Source organism: Pseudomonas sp. ASL8 (assembly GCF_056680355.1).
Genome location: NZ_CM155278.1, coordinates 4,174,120 through 4,189,357, shown reverse-complemented (window position 1 = coordinate 4,189,357; position 15,238 = coordinate 4,174,120). Strand labels below are relative to the sequence as shown.

The 15,238-nt window shown below is 58.2% G+C and carries 12 protein-coding genes; 7 read left to right on the top strand and 5 right to left on the bottom strand.

Going from position 1 to position 15,238, the window contains the following annotated elements; genetic code table 11:
- Positions 1–107: 107 nt before the first annotated feature.
- Entirely contained in the window at positions 108–305 is a 198-nt protein-coding gene (locus AC1MEA_RS19180) for a YbdD/YjiX family protein (protein ID WP_219059949.1), read from the bottom strand.
- 27 nt (positions 306–332) lie between these two features.
- Positions 333–2,393 carry a carbon starvation CstA family protein gene (locus AC1MEA_RS19175; protein WP_480417088.1) on the bottom strand — a complete coding sequence of 687 codons (2,061 nt, stop codon included), beginning with the start codon at positions 2,391–2,393 and terminating at the stop codon, positions 333–335.
- Positions 2,394–2,638: 245 nt separating this feature from the next.
- On the opposite strand from AC1MEA_RS19175, the gene AC1MEA_RS19170 reads away from it, so the two are divergent.
- Complete coding sequence (locus AC1MEA_RS19170; protein WP_219059951.1) at positions 2,639–3,997, top strand: cache domain-containing protein; 1,359 nt, start codon at positions 2,639–2,641, stop codon at positions 3,995–3,997.
- 52 nt (positions 3,998–4,049) lie between these two features.
- Positions 4,050–4,682: a response regulator gene (locus AC1MEA_RS19165; protein ID WP_219059952.1), complete on the top strand. Its 633-nt coding sequence runs from the start codon at positions 4,050–4,052 to the stop codon at positions 4,680–4,682.
- Between the two features lie 38 nt (positions 4,683–4,720).
- Here AC1MEA_RS19165 and AC1MEA_RS19160 read toward each other — a convergent pair whose 3' ends face one another.
- The 3 genes from AC1MEA_RS19160 to AC1MEA_RS19150 form a co-directional block, all read right to left on the bottom strand.
- Entirely contained in the window at positions 4,721–5,164 is a 444-nt protein-coding gene (locus tag AC1MEA_RS19160) for a CopD family copper resistance protein (RefSeq protein WP_219059953.1), read from the bottom strand.
- A gap of 126 nt (positions 5,165–5,290) precedes the next feature.
- Complete coding sequence (locus AC1MEA_RS19155; protein WP_219059954.1) at positions 5,291–5,926, bottom strand: response regulator transcription factor; 636 nt, start codon at positions 5,924–5,926, stop codon at positions 5,291–5,293.
- Positions 5,923–8,208 carry a PAS domain-containing sensor histidine kinase gene (locus tag AC1MEA_RS19150; RefSeq protein WP_449634070.1) on the bottom strand — a complete coding sequence of 762 codons (2,286 nt, stop codon included), beginning with the start codon at positions 8,206–8,208 and terminating at the stop codon, positions 5,923–5,925. Before AC1MEA_RS19150 ends, AC1MEA_RS19155 begins: the two co-directional genes overlap by 4 nt.
- A 225-nt stretch (positions 8,209–8,433) precedes the next feature.
- Between AC1MEA_RS19150 and AC1MEA_RS19145 the strand changes: the two genes are divergently transcribed.
- The 5 genes from AC1MEA_RS19145 to AC1MEA_RS19125 all read left to right on the top strand — a co-directional run bounded on the left by AC1MEA_RS19145 (position 8,434) and on the right by AC1MEA_RS19125 (position 15,186).
- A complete protein-coding gene (locus AC1MEA_RS19145) occupies positions 8,434–10,056 on the top strand; it encodes an acyl-CoA synthetase (protein ID WP_480417087.1) in 1,623 nt (540 codons plus the stop codon).
- 171 nt (positions 10,057–10,227) lie between these two features.
- The gene (locus AC1MEA_RS19140) at positions 10,228–10,554 is read left to right on the top strand and encodes a DUF485 domain-containing protein (protein WP_219059957.1); all 327 of its coding nucleotides are present in this window, start codon (positions 10,228–10,230) and stop codon (positions 10,552–10,554) included.
- Positions 10,554–12,227 carry a cation acetate symporter gene (locus tag AC1MEA_RS19135; RefSeq protein ID WP_219059958.1) on the top strand — a complete coding sequence of 558 codons (1,674 nt, stop codon included), beginning with the start codon at positions 10,554–10,556 and terminating at the stop codon, positions 12,225–12,227. The genes AC1MEA_RS19140 and AC1MEA_RS19135 overlap by 1 nt, the downstream gene beginning before the upstream one ends.
- Positions 12,228–12,335: 108 nt before the next feature.
- On the top strand, positions 12,336–13,604 hold the full coding sequence (locus AC1MEA_RS19130) for an OprD family porin (protein WP_219059959.1): 1,269 nt from the start codon (positions 12,336–12,338) through the stop codon (positions 13,602–13,604).
- 445 nt (positions 13,605–14,049) lie between these two features.
- Positions 14,050–15,186: an AraC family transcriptional regulator gene (locus tag AC1MEA_RS19125; protein WP_480417086.1), complete on the top strand. Its 1,137-nt coding sequence runs from the start codon at positions 14,050–14,052 to the stop codon at positions 15,184–15,186.
- Positions 15,187–15,238: the final 52 nt, after the last annotated feature.

The window sequence follows — 15,238 nt, the reverse complement described above, 5'->3', positions numbered from 1 at the left end:
GGTCCACAATTGTCTGCGGGAAGCGCTTCCTGTCAGTTTGTCCCTCAACGCAACGCGCCACGACAAGGCGTGGCGCGCGAGGTCAAATACGACAATCCATCAGAGGTTCAGCAGCACTTCGGGCCACCTTTGCCACCGTAACGAGCCTCCTGGCGCTCCCGAAAGAACGCTTCATAGGTCATTACCGGCTTATCGGGATGCGTAATCTGCATATGCTCGACGTAGTTGTCATAGTCAGGCATGCCCACCATCAAGCGTGCAGCCTGACCGAGGTATTTCCCGAGGCGACTCAGGTCATTGAACATAGGCAGTTCCTCCGTTGAAACCCGGGCTCATCGTGCGTCCGGCAGCGCCTGGAATGGCGCTTCTTTGTCCGTACGCTCTGTGGTGCCCCACGCCGCCACACCGACCTTGATCGCATAGAACAGGATGCTGAACACCACGCACAGGAACAATGCGGTCAGGGTTGCGTTGGTGTACGCGTTGAAGATCACGTGCTGCATCTGATCGATAGTTTTGGCCGGGGCCAATACCTGACCGGCGTCCAGGGCCGTGCGGTACTTGGTCGCCAAGGCCAGAAAACCAACGGCCGGGCTCGGGTCGAACAGCTTGATGTAGCCGGCCATGGTGGTGCAGATCAACAGCCACACCGCTGGCAGCATGGTGACCCAGATGTAGCGTTGGCGTTTCATTTTGATCAGCACGACCGTCGCGAGCATCAGCGCGATACCGGCCAGCATCTGGTTGGAGATGCCAAACAGCGGCCACAAGGTGTTGATCCCGCCCAATGGGTCGATCACGCCTTGATAGAGCAAGTAGCCCCACATCGCGACGCAACCGCCCGTCGCGATCAGGTTGGCAGTCCACGATTCTGTACGCTTAAGCGCCGGTACAAAGGTACCCAGCAAATCCTGAAGCATGAACCGACCGGCTCGGGTCCCCGCGTCCACGGCGGTGAGGATAAACAGCGCCTCGAACAGAATCGCAAAATGGTACCAGAACGCCATGGTGTCTTTGCCCGGCAGTACCTGGTGCAGGATCTGCGCGATACCGACCGCCAGGGTCGGCGCCCCGCCAGCACGGGCCAGCACCGTGGTTTCACCGATGTCTTTGGCTACTGCAATCAGCGTTTCCGGAGTGATGGCAAAGCCCCACGTGCTGATCGTCTGTGCAACCGTGACGGGGTCGCTGCCGACAATCGCTGCCGGGCTGTTCATCGCAAAGTACACGCCCGGATCAATCACCGAGGCCGCCACCATGGCCATGATCGCCACGAAGGACTCCATGAGCATGGCGCCGTAGCCGATGTAACGGGAGTTGGCTTCACTGTCGAGCAGCTTCGGCGTGGTACCCGACGCGATCAACGAGTGGAACCCGGACACCGCACCGCAGGCAATGGTGATGAACAGGAAAGGAAACAGTGCGCCTTTCCAGACCGGACCGGTGCCGTCGGTGAACTGAGTCAGCGCAGGCATTTTCAGCTCAGGCGCAATGATCAGGATGCCAATCGCCAACGCAACGATGGTGCCGATTTTCAGGAACGTCGACAGGTAATCCCGGGGTGCCAGCAACAGCCAGACCGGCAGTACCGCCGCGACGAAGCCATAACCGACCAGCATCCAGGTGATTTGTATGCCGGTGAAAGTGAACGCCTTGGACCAGACCGGATCCGCAGCAATCTGCCCGCCGGTCCAGATCGACGCCAGCAGCAAAATCACACCGATCAGCGAGATTTCACCGATGCGACCCGGGCGGATGTAGCGCATATAGACGCCCATGAACATCGCAAGCGGGATCGTCGCCAGCACCGTGAACATGCCCCATGGGCTGTCCGCCAGGGCCTTGACCACGATCAGCGCCAACACCGCGAGGATGATGATCATGATCAGGAAGCAACCGAACAAGGCAATAGTGCCCGGCACCCTGCCCATTTCTTCACGAACCATCTCGCCCAGCGAGCGACCGTTGCGACGGGTAGACAGGAACAGAATCATGAAATCCTGCACCGCACCGGCGAATACCACACCGGCAATCAGCCAGAGTGTGCCGGGCAGGTACCCCATCTGCGCTGCAAGCACGGGGCCGACCAGAGGACCAGCACCCGCGATGGCCGCAAAGTGGTGACCAAAAAGAATGTGTTTGTTGGTCGGCACGTAGTCCAGACCATCGTTATTAAGAACCGCAGGGGTGGCGCGATTAGGGTCCAGTTGCATCACTTTGGTGGCGATGAACAGGCTGTAATAACGGTAGGCAACCAGATAAATCGCCACGGCGGCGACCACGATCCAGAGTGCGTTGATGGCTTCACCGCGGCGCAGCGCGACGACACCCAATGCAATTGCCCCCAAGCAGGCAACGGCGAACCAAGCAAGATGTTTGGTCAGTCGAGTCATTGTGGGTCTCCTGCCGAGGAACGTAGCCCTGCGGCGATAGTTGTTATTGTTATGCCCCGTAAAAAAGGGCTTAACTACTATCCGCGCACTACGCGGGTATAAACATCCGCAGTACTACTAAGGCTTCTACGTAGAACTACGCGGGTCAATTGCCGCCTTGCGCGGCTACCATGTGCCGTCACGTCGCTCGACAATCGGTATCTAGCCCTCTATAGGCAACCCCGTCAGCCTGGATTTCACTCGTCATGCAACTCAAATACAAAATCGTCGCCCTGGGCATCCTCCCGCTGATATTGGCTGTCGCAGTCATCAGCGCGCTGGTCATCTTCCAAAACCAGCGTCTGGGTGAACAGCAAGCGCAACTGATTGAAGACAGCATTCTGGCCAGTAAACGTGCGGAGCTGAAAAACTACGTAGAAATGGCGATGAGCGCGCTTGCCCCGGTGTATGAGAGCGGTCGGGACGATGAGCAAACCAAGCAAAAAGTCCTTGATGAGCTGGCAAAGCTAAGTTTTGGCATCAACGGCTATTTCTTCGTTTATGACCATAACGGCCGCAGCCTGATGCACCCTCGTCAGGCTGCGCTGGTGGGCAAAGATTTGTGGAGCATGACCGACCCCCATGGTTTACCAGTGATTCAGGCGCTGCTGAAAAGCGCGCAGTCCGGCGACGGGTTTCAGCATTACGCATGGGAAAAGCCCTCGACCGGACACGTCACCGACAAACTGGCGTACGTCGTGATGCTCGACCGCTGGGGCTGGATGCTGGGCACCGGGATTTATCTTGAGGACGTCGAGCGCGCCACCCATCAGGCACGCGAAGAAGTTGCCCGAGAGATCTACACCACCATGCTCGCTATCGGTGTCGTAGCCCTCGTCGCCGTGTTGCTGGTCTTCGCGTGCGGGCTGACCTTGAACGCCAGCGAACACCGTTTGGCCGATAAAAAGCTGCAAGGTTTGACTCAACGCATTGTGAGTCTCCAAGAAGAAGAGCGATCACGGCTCTCGCGCGAACTGCACGACGGCATCAGCCAGGTGTTGGTTTCAATCAAATTTCAGTTTGAACTGGCCGCCCTCGAACTGGAGGCCGGACGCGAAAAAGGCCAGGACATCCTTCGTCAAGGAATAGGTCGGCTTGCGGATGCAATCGGCGAAGTTCGGAGTATTTCTCATGATCTTCGCCCTTCGTTGCTCGACACACTGGGGCTGGCCGCCGCCGTCGCCCAACTGGTGACAGAGTTCGAACTGCGAAGCGGTTTGACCCTTCACTATGAAAACAACCTCGGCGACGTCCAACTGGTCGATGGCGCCCCCGTGGCACTGTTCAGGATCCTGCAGGAGGCGCTGACCAACATCGAACGTCACGCCAAAGCGAAGACCGTATACATTGATCTGGAGGGGGATCCCGCTCAGGTCAGGTTATCGGTGTGCGATGATGGCGTCGGGTTCAATATCAACCGGCTTGAAGAGATCCACGGTGGAATAGGCTTGCGCAACATTCGCGAGCGCGTCGATCACTTCAACGGCCATTTCAGTCTGTCGTCGACCCCTGGCAGAAGTGAACTGATCATTACCCTACCCACCCGCCTTCGCTCACTCGCGTAGAGTTCAATAACAACACGCCCAAAATAACCCTGAAAACAATCAGAGCGCGACCATGAATACCTCATACCCCATCCGTATTGCGTTGGTGGACGATCACTCTTTAGTGCGTGATGGCATACGCGCATTGCTGGGTGTCCGGCCTTCCTTCGACGTGGTCGGCGAGGCCGAGAATGGGGCTCAGGCACTCGATCTTTGCGGCCGCGTCTCACCCGACATTCTGCTGGTCGACATCGGCTTGAAAGACATGAATGGCCTGGAACTGACACGACTGCTGCGCATTCAGTACCCGGACATCAAAATCCTCATTCTGAGCATGTATGACAACCATGAGTACATCGCGACCTCCATTCGGGCAGGCGCCAGTGGTTATGTGCTGAAAAACGCACCGTCAAAGGAAATCATTGCGGCCATCGAGGCAATCGCTACCGGCGGGACGTTTTACAGCGCCGAAGTGGCCCTCAAACTGGCCACCAGGAAACCAGATGAAACCGAACTCACTCCTCGGGAAAGCCAAGTGCTCATCGGCCTGGCACAGGGTTTGAATAACAAGACCATTGCCCGGGAACTTGCTATCAGCGTGCGCACGGTTGAAACCCATCGTTTGAGCATCAGGCGCAAGCTCAACGTAGACAAACCGGCAGGTCTGGTTAAATACGCGATGGAGCACGGCCTGCTGTCCCGTTGAACCTTTGCGTCAGTCCATCGTAACCGTGCGCAAGACGATCAGCCCTGCCAGTAGAACATTGCCTTGGCCAGGATCACGATTCCGACCATGTGGCAGAACAGACTGATATGAATAACGCGCGAGTAACGTGCATTCATACGCCCGCTTTTCAGCAGAAACATGGCCGTGAGAAAGTGCCCCAATACGCTGATGGCAAGTAGGATTTTCAGCGCAAGCAAGGTGCCGAAAGAAGACGCCAGCGGCGTGGCCAGAAGTGGCAGATAGCGCTGCCAGACCATGCCCAGCCCGGCGCCGAACAGCGTCAGCAAGACCCATGGCATCAGCTTTCGAGCGCGTAGCGCAATGCCCCGCTCGACCAGAATCATCGCCTTGGCCGGTATCTTCTTGAGCACGCTTTCGAGGATCAGCACTTCGAAAAACACCGTACCAATGAAGATCAGGGCAGCGAACAGGTGCAGGGTCAGCAGGATCGGATAGCTCATGGTTTTCTCAGGTTCAGGTCGGCAGAATTTCACGTGGCCCACGACTGGCGGTGCCGTCCGTAAAATCAAATACAGGATCTCTCCCCAGGCACGACAGCGTCCTGTCCTGAGTCAAGTGTTCTGTGCTCAACGCAGCTTTAGTGGGTCCACGATCCCGGCCACTATGGCCATGCCCACCAGATCTGGCAGGTGGTCGGCCTGCATGCGCTTCATGACCCGAGACCGGTACAGATCCACGGTTTTTGCGCTCACGCCCAGTTGCTCGGCGATTTCGCGGGTGGTGTAACCCTGCACCAACGGCAGCAACACGTCGCGCTCGCGTGGCGTCAGCGTGAGCAAGCGGGCCTGCAATTGTGCATGACCCTGGCTGCCGGAGCGGCTTGCATCGAAGCTGCCCAGCGCCTGTTGCACGCTGTCCAGCAACAACTGTTCGTTGTATGGTTTTTCGATAAAGTCATGAGCACCGGCTTTGAATGCGCGCACCACAATCGGCACGTCTGCATGACCACTGACGAAAATGACCGGCAGGTTCAGCTCACGCGCGCGCATTTCTTCCTGCACATTCAACCCGCCCATGCCGGGCATGCGCACATCCAGCAGCACGCAGGCGTTGAGTTGGGCGTCACACGCGTCCAGGAAAGCGAGGCCACTGGTAAACGGCAGTGCTTTGAGGCCCACCGACTCCAGCAACCAGACGGTCGAGTCGAGCATGCCCTGATCATCATCGACCACATAGACCACCTGCTCCGCGACACTCGTCATTCATTCACTCCTGATATTATTTTTAGGGGACCAACAAGCGGCAAGTAGCAGCGCATCAGCAGCCCGACCGGTACGCGCCGGGCCTGCAATTCACCGCCAAAACCTTCAATAATGCTGCGACTCATGGACAGCCCCAGCCCCAGCCCATCGACTTTGCTGGTGTAAAAAGGGGTGAATATCTTCTCCAGTTCAGCCTCGCTCACGCCCGGGCCCTGGTCATGCACACTGATCTCCACCCGCCCGTCACTGGCCAGGTCCGCGGCGAGCACGATCATCGAAGGCTGCCCCCGATGAGACTCGCGATTGGCGTCGATGGCATTGCGCAGCAAATTGAGCAGCACTTGCTCCAGCAGCACCCGGTCGGCATAAACGGGCGGCAGATTATCCGGCAGTTGCTCCTCGATAGTCACCTGGCAATTGCTCGCCTCCCACGCACACATGCGCACCGCCTCCCGAGCGACCTCGGCGACATTAAGGGCCTGCATGCGCCGCTGGCCCTTGCGCAGGAAGGCGCGCAGACGCTTGATCACTTCCGACGCGTGATTGGCGTGCAGGGTAATCCGCTCCAGACCCTGGGCTACCCGTTCGGCAGCCTGAGGGTTGGTACCCAGGGCCTGTAAATAACGCTGGCTGGCATTGGCATAGTTGACCACCGCCGCCAACGGCTGATTGATTTCGTGGGCAATGCCCGAGGCCAGCTCACCCAGTGTCACCAAACGCGCGGTGTGCGCCAGCTCGTCCTGATGGTGACGCTGTTGCACGTCGCGCAGCTCACGCTCGGTCATGTCCCGCGCTACCAGTGAGTAGTAACGCTCGCCCCCGGCCGGCCGGTGAGCCAGAAGTACCAGCGATACTGGCACCGAAGGACCACCGCTGGGTGGTTGAAGACGCGTTTCCAGGTTCCAGGAACCGTCGCGCTCGGCGGTGCTCCAGCCCTCCCGTTGCAGACGCTCCAAGTCATCGCTGGCAAAGAACTCGCTCAGGGCCGGCATCGGCTGCTGCTCGCCCAGACGCAAAATACGTCGTGCAGCAGGGTTGAGGTAAGTGACCTGACCACTCGGGTCGATGAACAGGACCGGGTCAGTATTGGCCTCTACCACTTCAGCCAGTCGTCGCTTGTTCTCTTCGGCCTCGACCCGAGAAGTGATGTCACGCGAAACGCTGACTACCTCGACCACCGTACCGGTGTAAGTCTCGCGAATCGCACGGCAGGCGGTCTCGAACCAAAGGTAATGCCCGGCACGATGGCGGATGCGGTACGTCATGGTGTGATAACCATCCTGCTCCAGGGCGTCCCGCGCGCGCTGCACCAGACTGGCCAGATTCTGGGCATGGAATAGACCTTGGGCTGGCAGCCCCCGCAACTCTTCAGGCCAATACCCGAGCAAGGTCCAGGAAGCTGGCGAGGCGTCGAGAAAGTACCCCTCCGGCGTGTGCCGGGAAATAAGGTCAGTGGTGTTCTCGATAATCAACCTGTACAACCGCCGCGCCTTGGCGGCCTCGCGTTCCGCCAACACTTGCGCGGTCGCTTCCCGACAGCGGGCCAGCACGCGGTTTTCCTGTAAGTCGGGAATAAAAGTCCAGATCAATATCCGCTCTTCAAACTGTGCCTCGACCCCTTCAATGGCTCGCTGCTGTTCGAGACAGGCACGGACCAGCACCTGTTGGTTCACCGGCAAAAAACCCGACACGTCGGTCAACGGCCGCTCGGCGAGCAATGCCAACAGAGCCGCATTTAACTCCAGCGGCCGACCCTGCGCATCCAGCAGCAGACTCGGTTGCGGGTCATGGCCCAGTAGCGGCGAGCCACGCAGCACCCCGTTGACGGTACTCAACAGCGTCGCCAGTAGATCCTGCACCCAGCCCAGCCAGTCCAGGCTCACCCCTTCGCACACTTCTACCAGCAGCAGCCCCGCCTGCCCCGGCTCCAGCGCCAGATCAAATACCTGACCGTAGCTGATAGCCGCACGGCGCAGACGGCCAGACAGCCAGCAATCGAGTTGACGGACCTGATCCAGATCGAGCCGCCCTTCGTCGGCCAGGCGCTCGAACAACAACTGGTCGCTGGCCAACAAGGGGTCTCCCAGGCCCGGTGGCAAATGCTGAGCGGCGCCCTCATGGCTATAAATTCGCGCCTGTGGCTGCCAGCTCAAATACACCGCCTGGCGTACCTCGGGACAGTCCTGAAACGCGCGGCACAATGCGTCGGCACGGGCAGCCAGAGGCACGCCCTCTCGTTGCAGACGCAACCAACTGTGCAATCGAACGGGGGTTGAGGTCATCGCAGCTCCTTGTAGCGGTGGCCAAGCATATACGCGCCTTAGTGGTAGGGCTGTATCCATTTAGTGCAAGATGAAAAACATATAGTATTATTACTATACTACTCAGGTAGTACTTCCATATCAGATAGTAATTAGCATATAAGGTGCGTCGGATAATTAACTGACCAGACGAGCACGCTGAACGGTCAGATATAGAGCTAATAATCAGCCACCGAGTACCTTTACATGTCGATCTTCGAGCAAGGACTGGCCCCTTCGGCTGTCAATCATATTGCTTTGTCGCCGCTCAGCTTTATTGAGCGCACTGCCAGCGTTTACCCTGACTACCCCTCCGTTATCCACGGTTCGATTCGTCGTACCTGGGCGCAAACCTATGCGCGCTGCCGCCGCCTGGCCTCGGCGCTGGCCGGGCGCGGCATTGGCAAGAACGACACCGTGGCCGTGATGTTGCCTAACATCCCCGCCATGCTTGAGGTCCACTTTGCCGTGCCGATGATCGGCGCAGTGCTCAACCCGCTCAATGTGCGCCTGGATGCCGAAGCGATTGCTTTCATGCTCCAGCACGGCGAGGCCAAGGTGCTGATCACCGACCGCGAGTTCCATGACGTGATCCGCGCAGCCATCGGCATGCTGGACCACCCACCGTTGGTGATTGACGTCGATGACCCGGAGTATGGCGAAGGCCAGGCCGTCAGCGACCTCGATTACGAAGCGCTGCTGGCCGAAGGCGATCCAGCGTTCGCCTGGCAATGGCCGGACGACGAGTGGGAGGCGATTGCACTGAATTACACCTCAGGCACCACCGGTAACCCGAAAGGTGTGGTCTACCACCATCGCGGCGCTTATCTGAACTCGCTGGGCAACCAGATGATCTGGAACATCGGGCACCACCCGGTTTTTCTGTGGACCTTGCCGATGTTTCACTGCAACGGCTGGTGCTACCCGTGGATCATCACTGCGATGGCTGGCGTGCATGTGTTTTTGCGCCGCGTCGACCCGCAGAAGATTCTGACCCTGATCCGCGAGCATCAGGTCACCCACTTCTGTGGTGCACCGATCGTGCTCAACGCCCTGGTCAACATGCCTGAGTCGGCGAAGGCTGCCATCGATCATCCGGTCAATGCGATGGTCGCAGGCGCTGCGCCGCCAGCCAAAGTGATTGGCGCCGTGGAAGAGATGGGCATCAAGGTCACGCACGTCTACGGCCTGACCGAGACCTACGGCCCGGTCACGATTTGTGCCTGGCATGCCGAGTGGGATGAACTGCCGCTCGATGAGCGCGCCCAGGTCAAATCCCGTCAGGGCGTGCGCTACCCGACGCTGGAAGGCGTGATGGTGGCCGACCCGAAAACCCTGGAACCCACGCCACGCGACGGCCAGACCATCGGCGAGATTTTCATGCGCGGCAACACGGTGATGAAGGGCTATCTGAAGAACCCGACCGCCACCGCAGAAGCGTTCGAAGGCGGCTGGTTTCACACCGGCGACCTGGCGGTCTGTCATCCCAACGGTTATGTCGAGATCAAGGACCGACTCAAGGACATCATCATCTCGGGTGGCGAGAACATCTCCACCATCGAGCTTGAAGGCGTGCTCTACCGTCACTCGGGTGTGCTGGAAGCGGCCGTGGTTGCGCGTCCCGACGAGAAGTGGGGAGAAACGCCCTGCGCGTTCATCACCCTCAAGGCTGACCACCAGAACGTTCGCGAAGCCGACATCATCAGCTTTTGCCGCGAGCATCTGGCAGGGTTCAAGGTGCCGCGCACCGTGATTTTCACACTGTTGCCGAAGACTTCTACCGGGAAGATCCAGAAGTTCCTCCTGCGGGACATGGCCAACAACCTGTAGTCCTTCGCCCCTTTAACCCTCGATAAGGCACGCATCAAGCGGCAGGTCTGACCTGTCGCTTAGGGGTTGCGCACGCCGAAATCGACCTGATAGCCGTACCGCAACCTCAAGCACCGACAGCACCGACAGCACCGACAGCACCGACAAAAAAAATAATACAGGGAGCAAAAAATGAGCAATATCCATGCAACCGACACCCAGCGCTGCGAACGCATCCGGGCCAATCCGAAATTCATCCAATTAGTGCAGAGCCGCTCGCGCCTGGCGTGGTCGCTGAGTGCTGCCGTACTGGGTACCTACTACTCGTTCATGCTGGTGGTGGCTTTTGCCCCACAGTGGCTGCATGCACCCTTGGCTGAGAATCGCATGATGACCGTGGGCATGCCCGTGGGCGCGGCGATCATCATCTTCTCCTGGCTACTCACCGGCTGGTATGTCTACAAAGCGAACACTCGCTTTGATGCCCTGGGCGCTGCAGTTCTTGAGGAGAGCAAGTGATGACTACTCTGCGTAATGTGATCCTCGCTGGCCTCGGCCTCCTGCCTGCATCCCTCGTACTCGCCGGGCCCTCGCTGGCCGGCGCAGTGGAAAAGCAGCCGCTCAATCTACATGCCATTGGTATGTTCTTCGTTTTCGTCCTGGGCACCCTGCTGATTACCTGGTGGGCAGCGCGACAAACCCACTCCACCTCCGATTTCTACACCGCCGGCGGCGGCATTACCGGGTTCCAGAATGGTCTGGCAATCGCCGGCGACTATATGTCTGCGGCAACTCTGCTGGGTCTTTCCAGCCTTGTATTCGCCAAAGGCTACGATGGTTTCATCTATACCATCGGCTTCTTCGTTGGCTGGCCGATCATCACCTTCCTGATGGCCGAGCGCCTGCGTAACCTGGGCCGCTACACCTTCGCCGACATCGTTTCCTACCGCCTCGACCAAAACAAGGTACGCATCTTCGCCGCCTTTGGTTCGTTGACGGTGGTGTGCTGCTACCTGATCGTGCAAATGGTCGGCGCAGGTCAGTTAATCAAACTGTTGTTCGGCCTCGACTACCCAGTAGCGGTAGTGATCGTCGGCGCACTGATGTTGGTCTACGTCATCTTTGGCGGCATGATCGCTACCACTTGGGTGCAGATCATCAAAGCCGTGCTGTTGCTCGCGGGTGGCACCACCCTCGCGGTGATGGCCATGTCCCAGTTCGATTTCAGCTATGAGATGTTGGCGACCAAAGCCATCGAAGCGCATGCCAGTGGCTGGAACATCATGGGCCCCGGCGCCATGCTCGCCGATCCGATCAATACGGCCTCCATGTCTCTCGGCCTGGTATTCGGCATCGCCGGCCTGCCACACATCCTGATGCGTTTCTTCACCGTGCCAAATGCCAAGGAAGCACGCAAATCGGTGTTCTACGCTACCGGCTTCATCGGTTTCTTCTTCCTTGTGGTCTGCACCCTGGGCTTTGCCGCGATGGTGATCATTGGCACCGACCCGCAGTACTACGTCAACGGCCAGGTAGGCGGTACGTTGATCGGCGGCGGCAACATGGTCGCAATGCATTTGGCTAAAGCCGTGGGCGGCAACCTGTTCTTCGGTTTCCTCTCGGCCGTGGCCTTCGCCACCATCCTCGCAGTGGTTTCCGGTCTGGCCCTGGCCGGTGCCTCAGCCATTTCCCACGACCTCTACGCCACCGTACTGAAGAAAGGCAAAGCCACCGAGAAGCAAGAAATGCGCGTGACCCGTATGGCCACTGTCGGCCTCGGCATCATCGCCATCCTGTTGGGCATTCTGTTCGAGAAGATGAACGTCGCCTTCCTGGTCGGTCTGACCTTCGGCATCGCCGCTTCGACCAACTTCCCTGTCCTGATCATGGCCATGTACTGGAAAGGCCTGACGACCAAAGGCGCAATCCTCGGTGGCTTCGCCGGTCTGATCTGCGCGCTGGTTCTGGTGATCCTGTCGCCAGCAGTTTGGGTAACCGTACTCGGCCACGCCAAGGCGATCTTCCCGTACGACCACCCGGCACTGTTCTCCATGCCGCTGGCCTTCCTGGTGATCGTCGTGGTCTCCAAACTCGACCGCAGTGTCCGGGCAGACAATGAACGGAACGCCTACGCCGACCAGTTCGTGCGTGCACAGACCGGCCTCGGAGCCGCCAGCGCTTCCAGCCATTGATGTAAGGGGCACGGCGCGCTCAAGCGTGGCCGTGCCAACCGCTCAACCGTCACGCCAAGCGTTAGAGGCGTGAATGTCTGTATCCATAATAAAAAAAAAGGCAATCTCATGGACCGTAACACCCGCGCAATCGCTACACGCTTAATGCTGGCCGGGGGCGTTATCAGCCTCTCGGCACCTGCCATGGCTGATTTCCTTCAGGACAGCAAAGCCAACCTTGAGCTGCGCAACTTCTACTTCAACCGCGATTTTCGCCAGGACAATGCTGCACAGTCCAAACAAGAGGAATGGGCCCAGGGTTTCCTGCTGCGCTACGAATCCGGCTTCACCGAAGGCTCGGTGGGTGTCGGTATCGATGCCCTCGGCCTGCTCGGCGTAAAACTCGACTCAAGCCCGGACCGTGCGGGCTCCGGCTTACTCTTGCGCAGCAGGACCGCACCTAAAGACGCCAAGGACGAGTACGGCGAGCTGGGTCTGACAGCCAAAGTGCGCGCGTCCAAGACCGTGCTGAAACTCGGTACTTTGCAGCCCAAGCTACCGACAATATTGGCCAACGATTCGCGGCTGTTACCGCAGACGTTCGAGGGCGGTCAGCTGACGTCGCTGGAAGTCGACAGTTTGACCGTGGATGCTGGCAGGTTAGGCCAGGTCAACCAGCGTGACTCCACTGACTATCAGGACATGGCCATCACAACCACGGGCGCAAAGAACATCGTCAGCCACCACGTGGGCAGCGATAAGTTCGATTTTGCCAGCCTGAACTACAAATGGACCGGCAACCTGAGCACGGGCTACAGCTACGGCCACCTGGACAACTTCTACAGCCAACACTACGTGAACCTGACGTATGTGTTGCCGGTAGCGCCGGGGCAGTCACTGAAAAGCGATTTACGCTTCGCCCGCTCCACCGGCGACGGCGGCAGCAACGTCGACAACCGGGCCCTGGGCGCAATGTTTACCTACACCCTGGGTGCACACGCCCTGGGTCTCGGTTATCAAGGCATGAGCGGCAACACCGGTTTTGCTTACGTCAACGGGACCGATGCATTCCTGGTGAACTTCGTGCAGATTGGCGACTTCGCGAGCAAAGACGAGAAGTCCTGGCAGGCCCGCTACGACTACAATTTCGCCGCCCTCGGCATTCCGGGGTTGACCTTCATGACCCGTTACCTCAACGGTTCCAATATTGACCTCGGCTCAAACCGTCCAGAGGGCAAAGAGTGGGAGCGTGATACCGACATCGGCTACGTGATTCAGGCCGGCCCACTAAAAAACGTCGGGGTAAAGTGGCGCAACGCCACGGTACGTTCGACGAATTTTGGTAACGACCTGGATGAAAACCGCCTGATCGTCAGCTACAGCTTGCCCATCTGGTAAGCGAACAAGCCCCTCAGGCACGCAAAAAAATGCCGGAGTTATTCTCCGGCATCACCTGAATTTTATCTCCCCCCCTATTGCCGGGCGGCCTTGGCAATACAGCCCAGCCATCTCCCCAGCCCCTCAATCCCTGAGCTATTTCCGCACACCCAGCCTCTCGTCGAATGGCGCGAAAAGGACGAGCGGAAGCGGTAAAACCTGCCGTCGTAAAAACGGTAAGAACAGTTCAACTTTGTTCATATCTGTGTCACATTTTGAACCATATGATGCTACCGTTAAACGAGTTCCCATTCCTCATACGGAATGATTCAAGGAGAGAAACGTCGTTCTACAAACGGCCTACTGGAGCTAACGGGCCCTCCGAGTTCACCAAAAAGGATGTTCAAATCCACGGATAGATGAGGCCGTCATGTATAGAGTAAGTACGGGCTATGCCAGTGTATTGGTGAATACGCTTTCGGCTCAAGGTTTGGATGTCGTCAGCCTGTGCCAGGAGGCGGGGCTGGACATGGAAGTTTTGGCGCAGCCGGCTACCTTTTGTCGGCGAAGTATTATGTACCGTCTATGGGACTTGGCGACGCAGGTTTCCGGCAATCCAAATATCGGTCTGAAAGCCTACGGGCATGTGCACCCAGGCAGTTTCCAGATCGTGGGTTACACGATGATGTCCAGCCTGAACCTGAAACGCGCCCTGGAGCGCTTAGTTCGTTTCAGCGCGTTGATTGGTACTGGATTCAGCCTGTTCTTTGTTCAGGAAGGGCAGAATTATCGCCTGTCCGGGCTCGACCTCCAGCAACCCGACTCGGTTAAACCCCGGCAGTACACCGATGCAGGACTTGCTTCGCTGCTCGGCTTTTGCCGCTGGCTTACGGGTGGACACCTTCCGCAACCCCTCAGTATCGAGTTCTCCTATCCAGAGCCCGAGAACACCTTGGAACATCAGCAACTTTTTGGTTGTCCGCTAGTTTTCGGGGCGGCTTATGACAGCATCGTGTTCGATGGGCAGGAACTGTTGCGTCCCTTGAGTATGGCGAATGAAGCATTAGCCACGCTCCATGACAGTTTTGCCGAGGCTCAGTTGGACCTGTTGTTCGGTTTCTCTATTCTTGGTCGGGTTCGCGCGATGATCACTCAGCGCTTGAGCCAAGGGCTGGGGCCTGGGCTCTTCGACATGGAGTCAATGGCTGCAGCGCTCCATATCAGCAAACGAACACTTCAGCGGGCGCTTGAGAAGGATGGCGTGCAATACAAGGATGTCTTGAGCGATCTGCGCAGGCAAATGGCTGACTTCTATCTGCGCCACTCTCATTACAACATGAAGCATGTGGCCTATCTCCTTGGCTTCCACGACCATAGCAGCTTCCATAAAGCGTGCTGTCGCTGGTTCGACATGCCGCCTGGCCAGTACCGGATCGATGGATCGCCGCTCAAGGTCGAGGAAGAAAAGCGCCCCTCTGGCAGGACGCTAGAGAAAGCACGAGAGCCCGCCAGGCAAGAGAGTGCGTACGCGTGGCCAGGGTTCTTGATGGGGGGTGATTATGCAGTGCAGCGCGCTACCTTCACCGGGCTTCTCGATAAGTGAACACTACGTTTAATCCGTACTGAATGGATCAAGCTCATCAAGACAGGTGAAC

Excerpts from the sequence above, each read along its gene's own strand:
- AC1MEA_RS19150 (WP_449634070.1), bottom strand. The coding sequence starts at position 8,208 with ATGACCTCAACCCCCGTTCGATTGCACAGTTGGTTGCGTCTGCAACGA.
- AC1MEA_RS19155 (WP_219059954.1), bottom strand. The coding sequence starts at position 5,926 with ATGACGAGTGTCGCGGAGCAGGTGGTCTATGTGGTCGATGATGATCAG.
- AC1MEA_RS19180 (WP_219059949.1), bottom strand. The coding sequence starts at position 305 with ATGTTCAATGACCTGAGTCGCCTCGGGAAATACCTCGGTCAGGCTGCA.
- AC1MEA_RS19130 (WP_219059959.1), top strand. The coding sequence starts at position 12,336 with ATGGACCGTAACACCCGCGCAATCGCTACACGCTTAATGCTGGCCGGG.
- AC1MEA_RS19145 (WP_480417087.1), top strand. The coding sequence starts at position 8,434 with ATGTCGATCTTCGAGCAAGGACTGGCCCCTTCGGCTGTCAATCATATT.
- AC1MEA_RS19135 (WP_219059958.1), top strand. The coding sequence starts at position 10,554 with ATGACTACTCTGCGTAATGTGATCCTCGCTGGCCTCGGCCTCCTGCCT.
- AC1MEA_RS19165 (WP_219059952.1), top strand. The coding sequence starts at position 4,050 with ATGAATACCTCATACCCCATCCGTATTGCGTTGGTGGACGATCACTCT.
- AC1MEA_RS19160 (WP_219059953.1), bottom strand. The coding sequence starts at position 5,164 with ATGAGCTATCCGATCCTGCTGACCCTGCACCTGTTCGCTGCCCTGATC.
- AC1MEA_RS19170 (WP_219059951.1), top strand. The coding sequence starts at position 2,639 with ATGCAACTCAAATACAAAATCGTCGCCCTGGGCATCCTCCCGCTGATA.
- AC1MEA_RS19175 (WP_480417088.1), bottom strand. The coding sequence starts at position 2,393 with ATGACTCGACTGACCAAACATCTTGCTTGGTTCGCCGTTGCCTGCTTG.
- AC1MEA_RS19140 (WP_219059957.1), top strand. The coding sequence starts at position 10,228 with ATGAGCAATATCCATGCAACCGACACCCAGCGCTGCGAACGCATCCGG.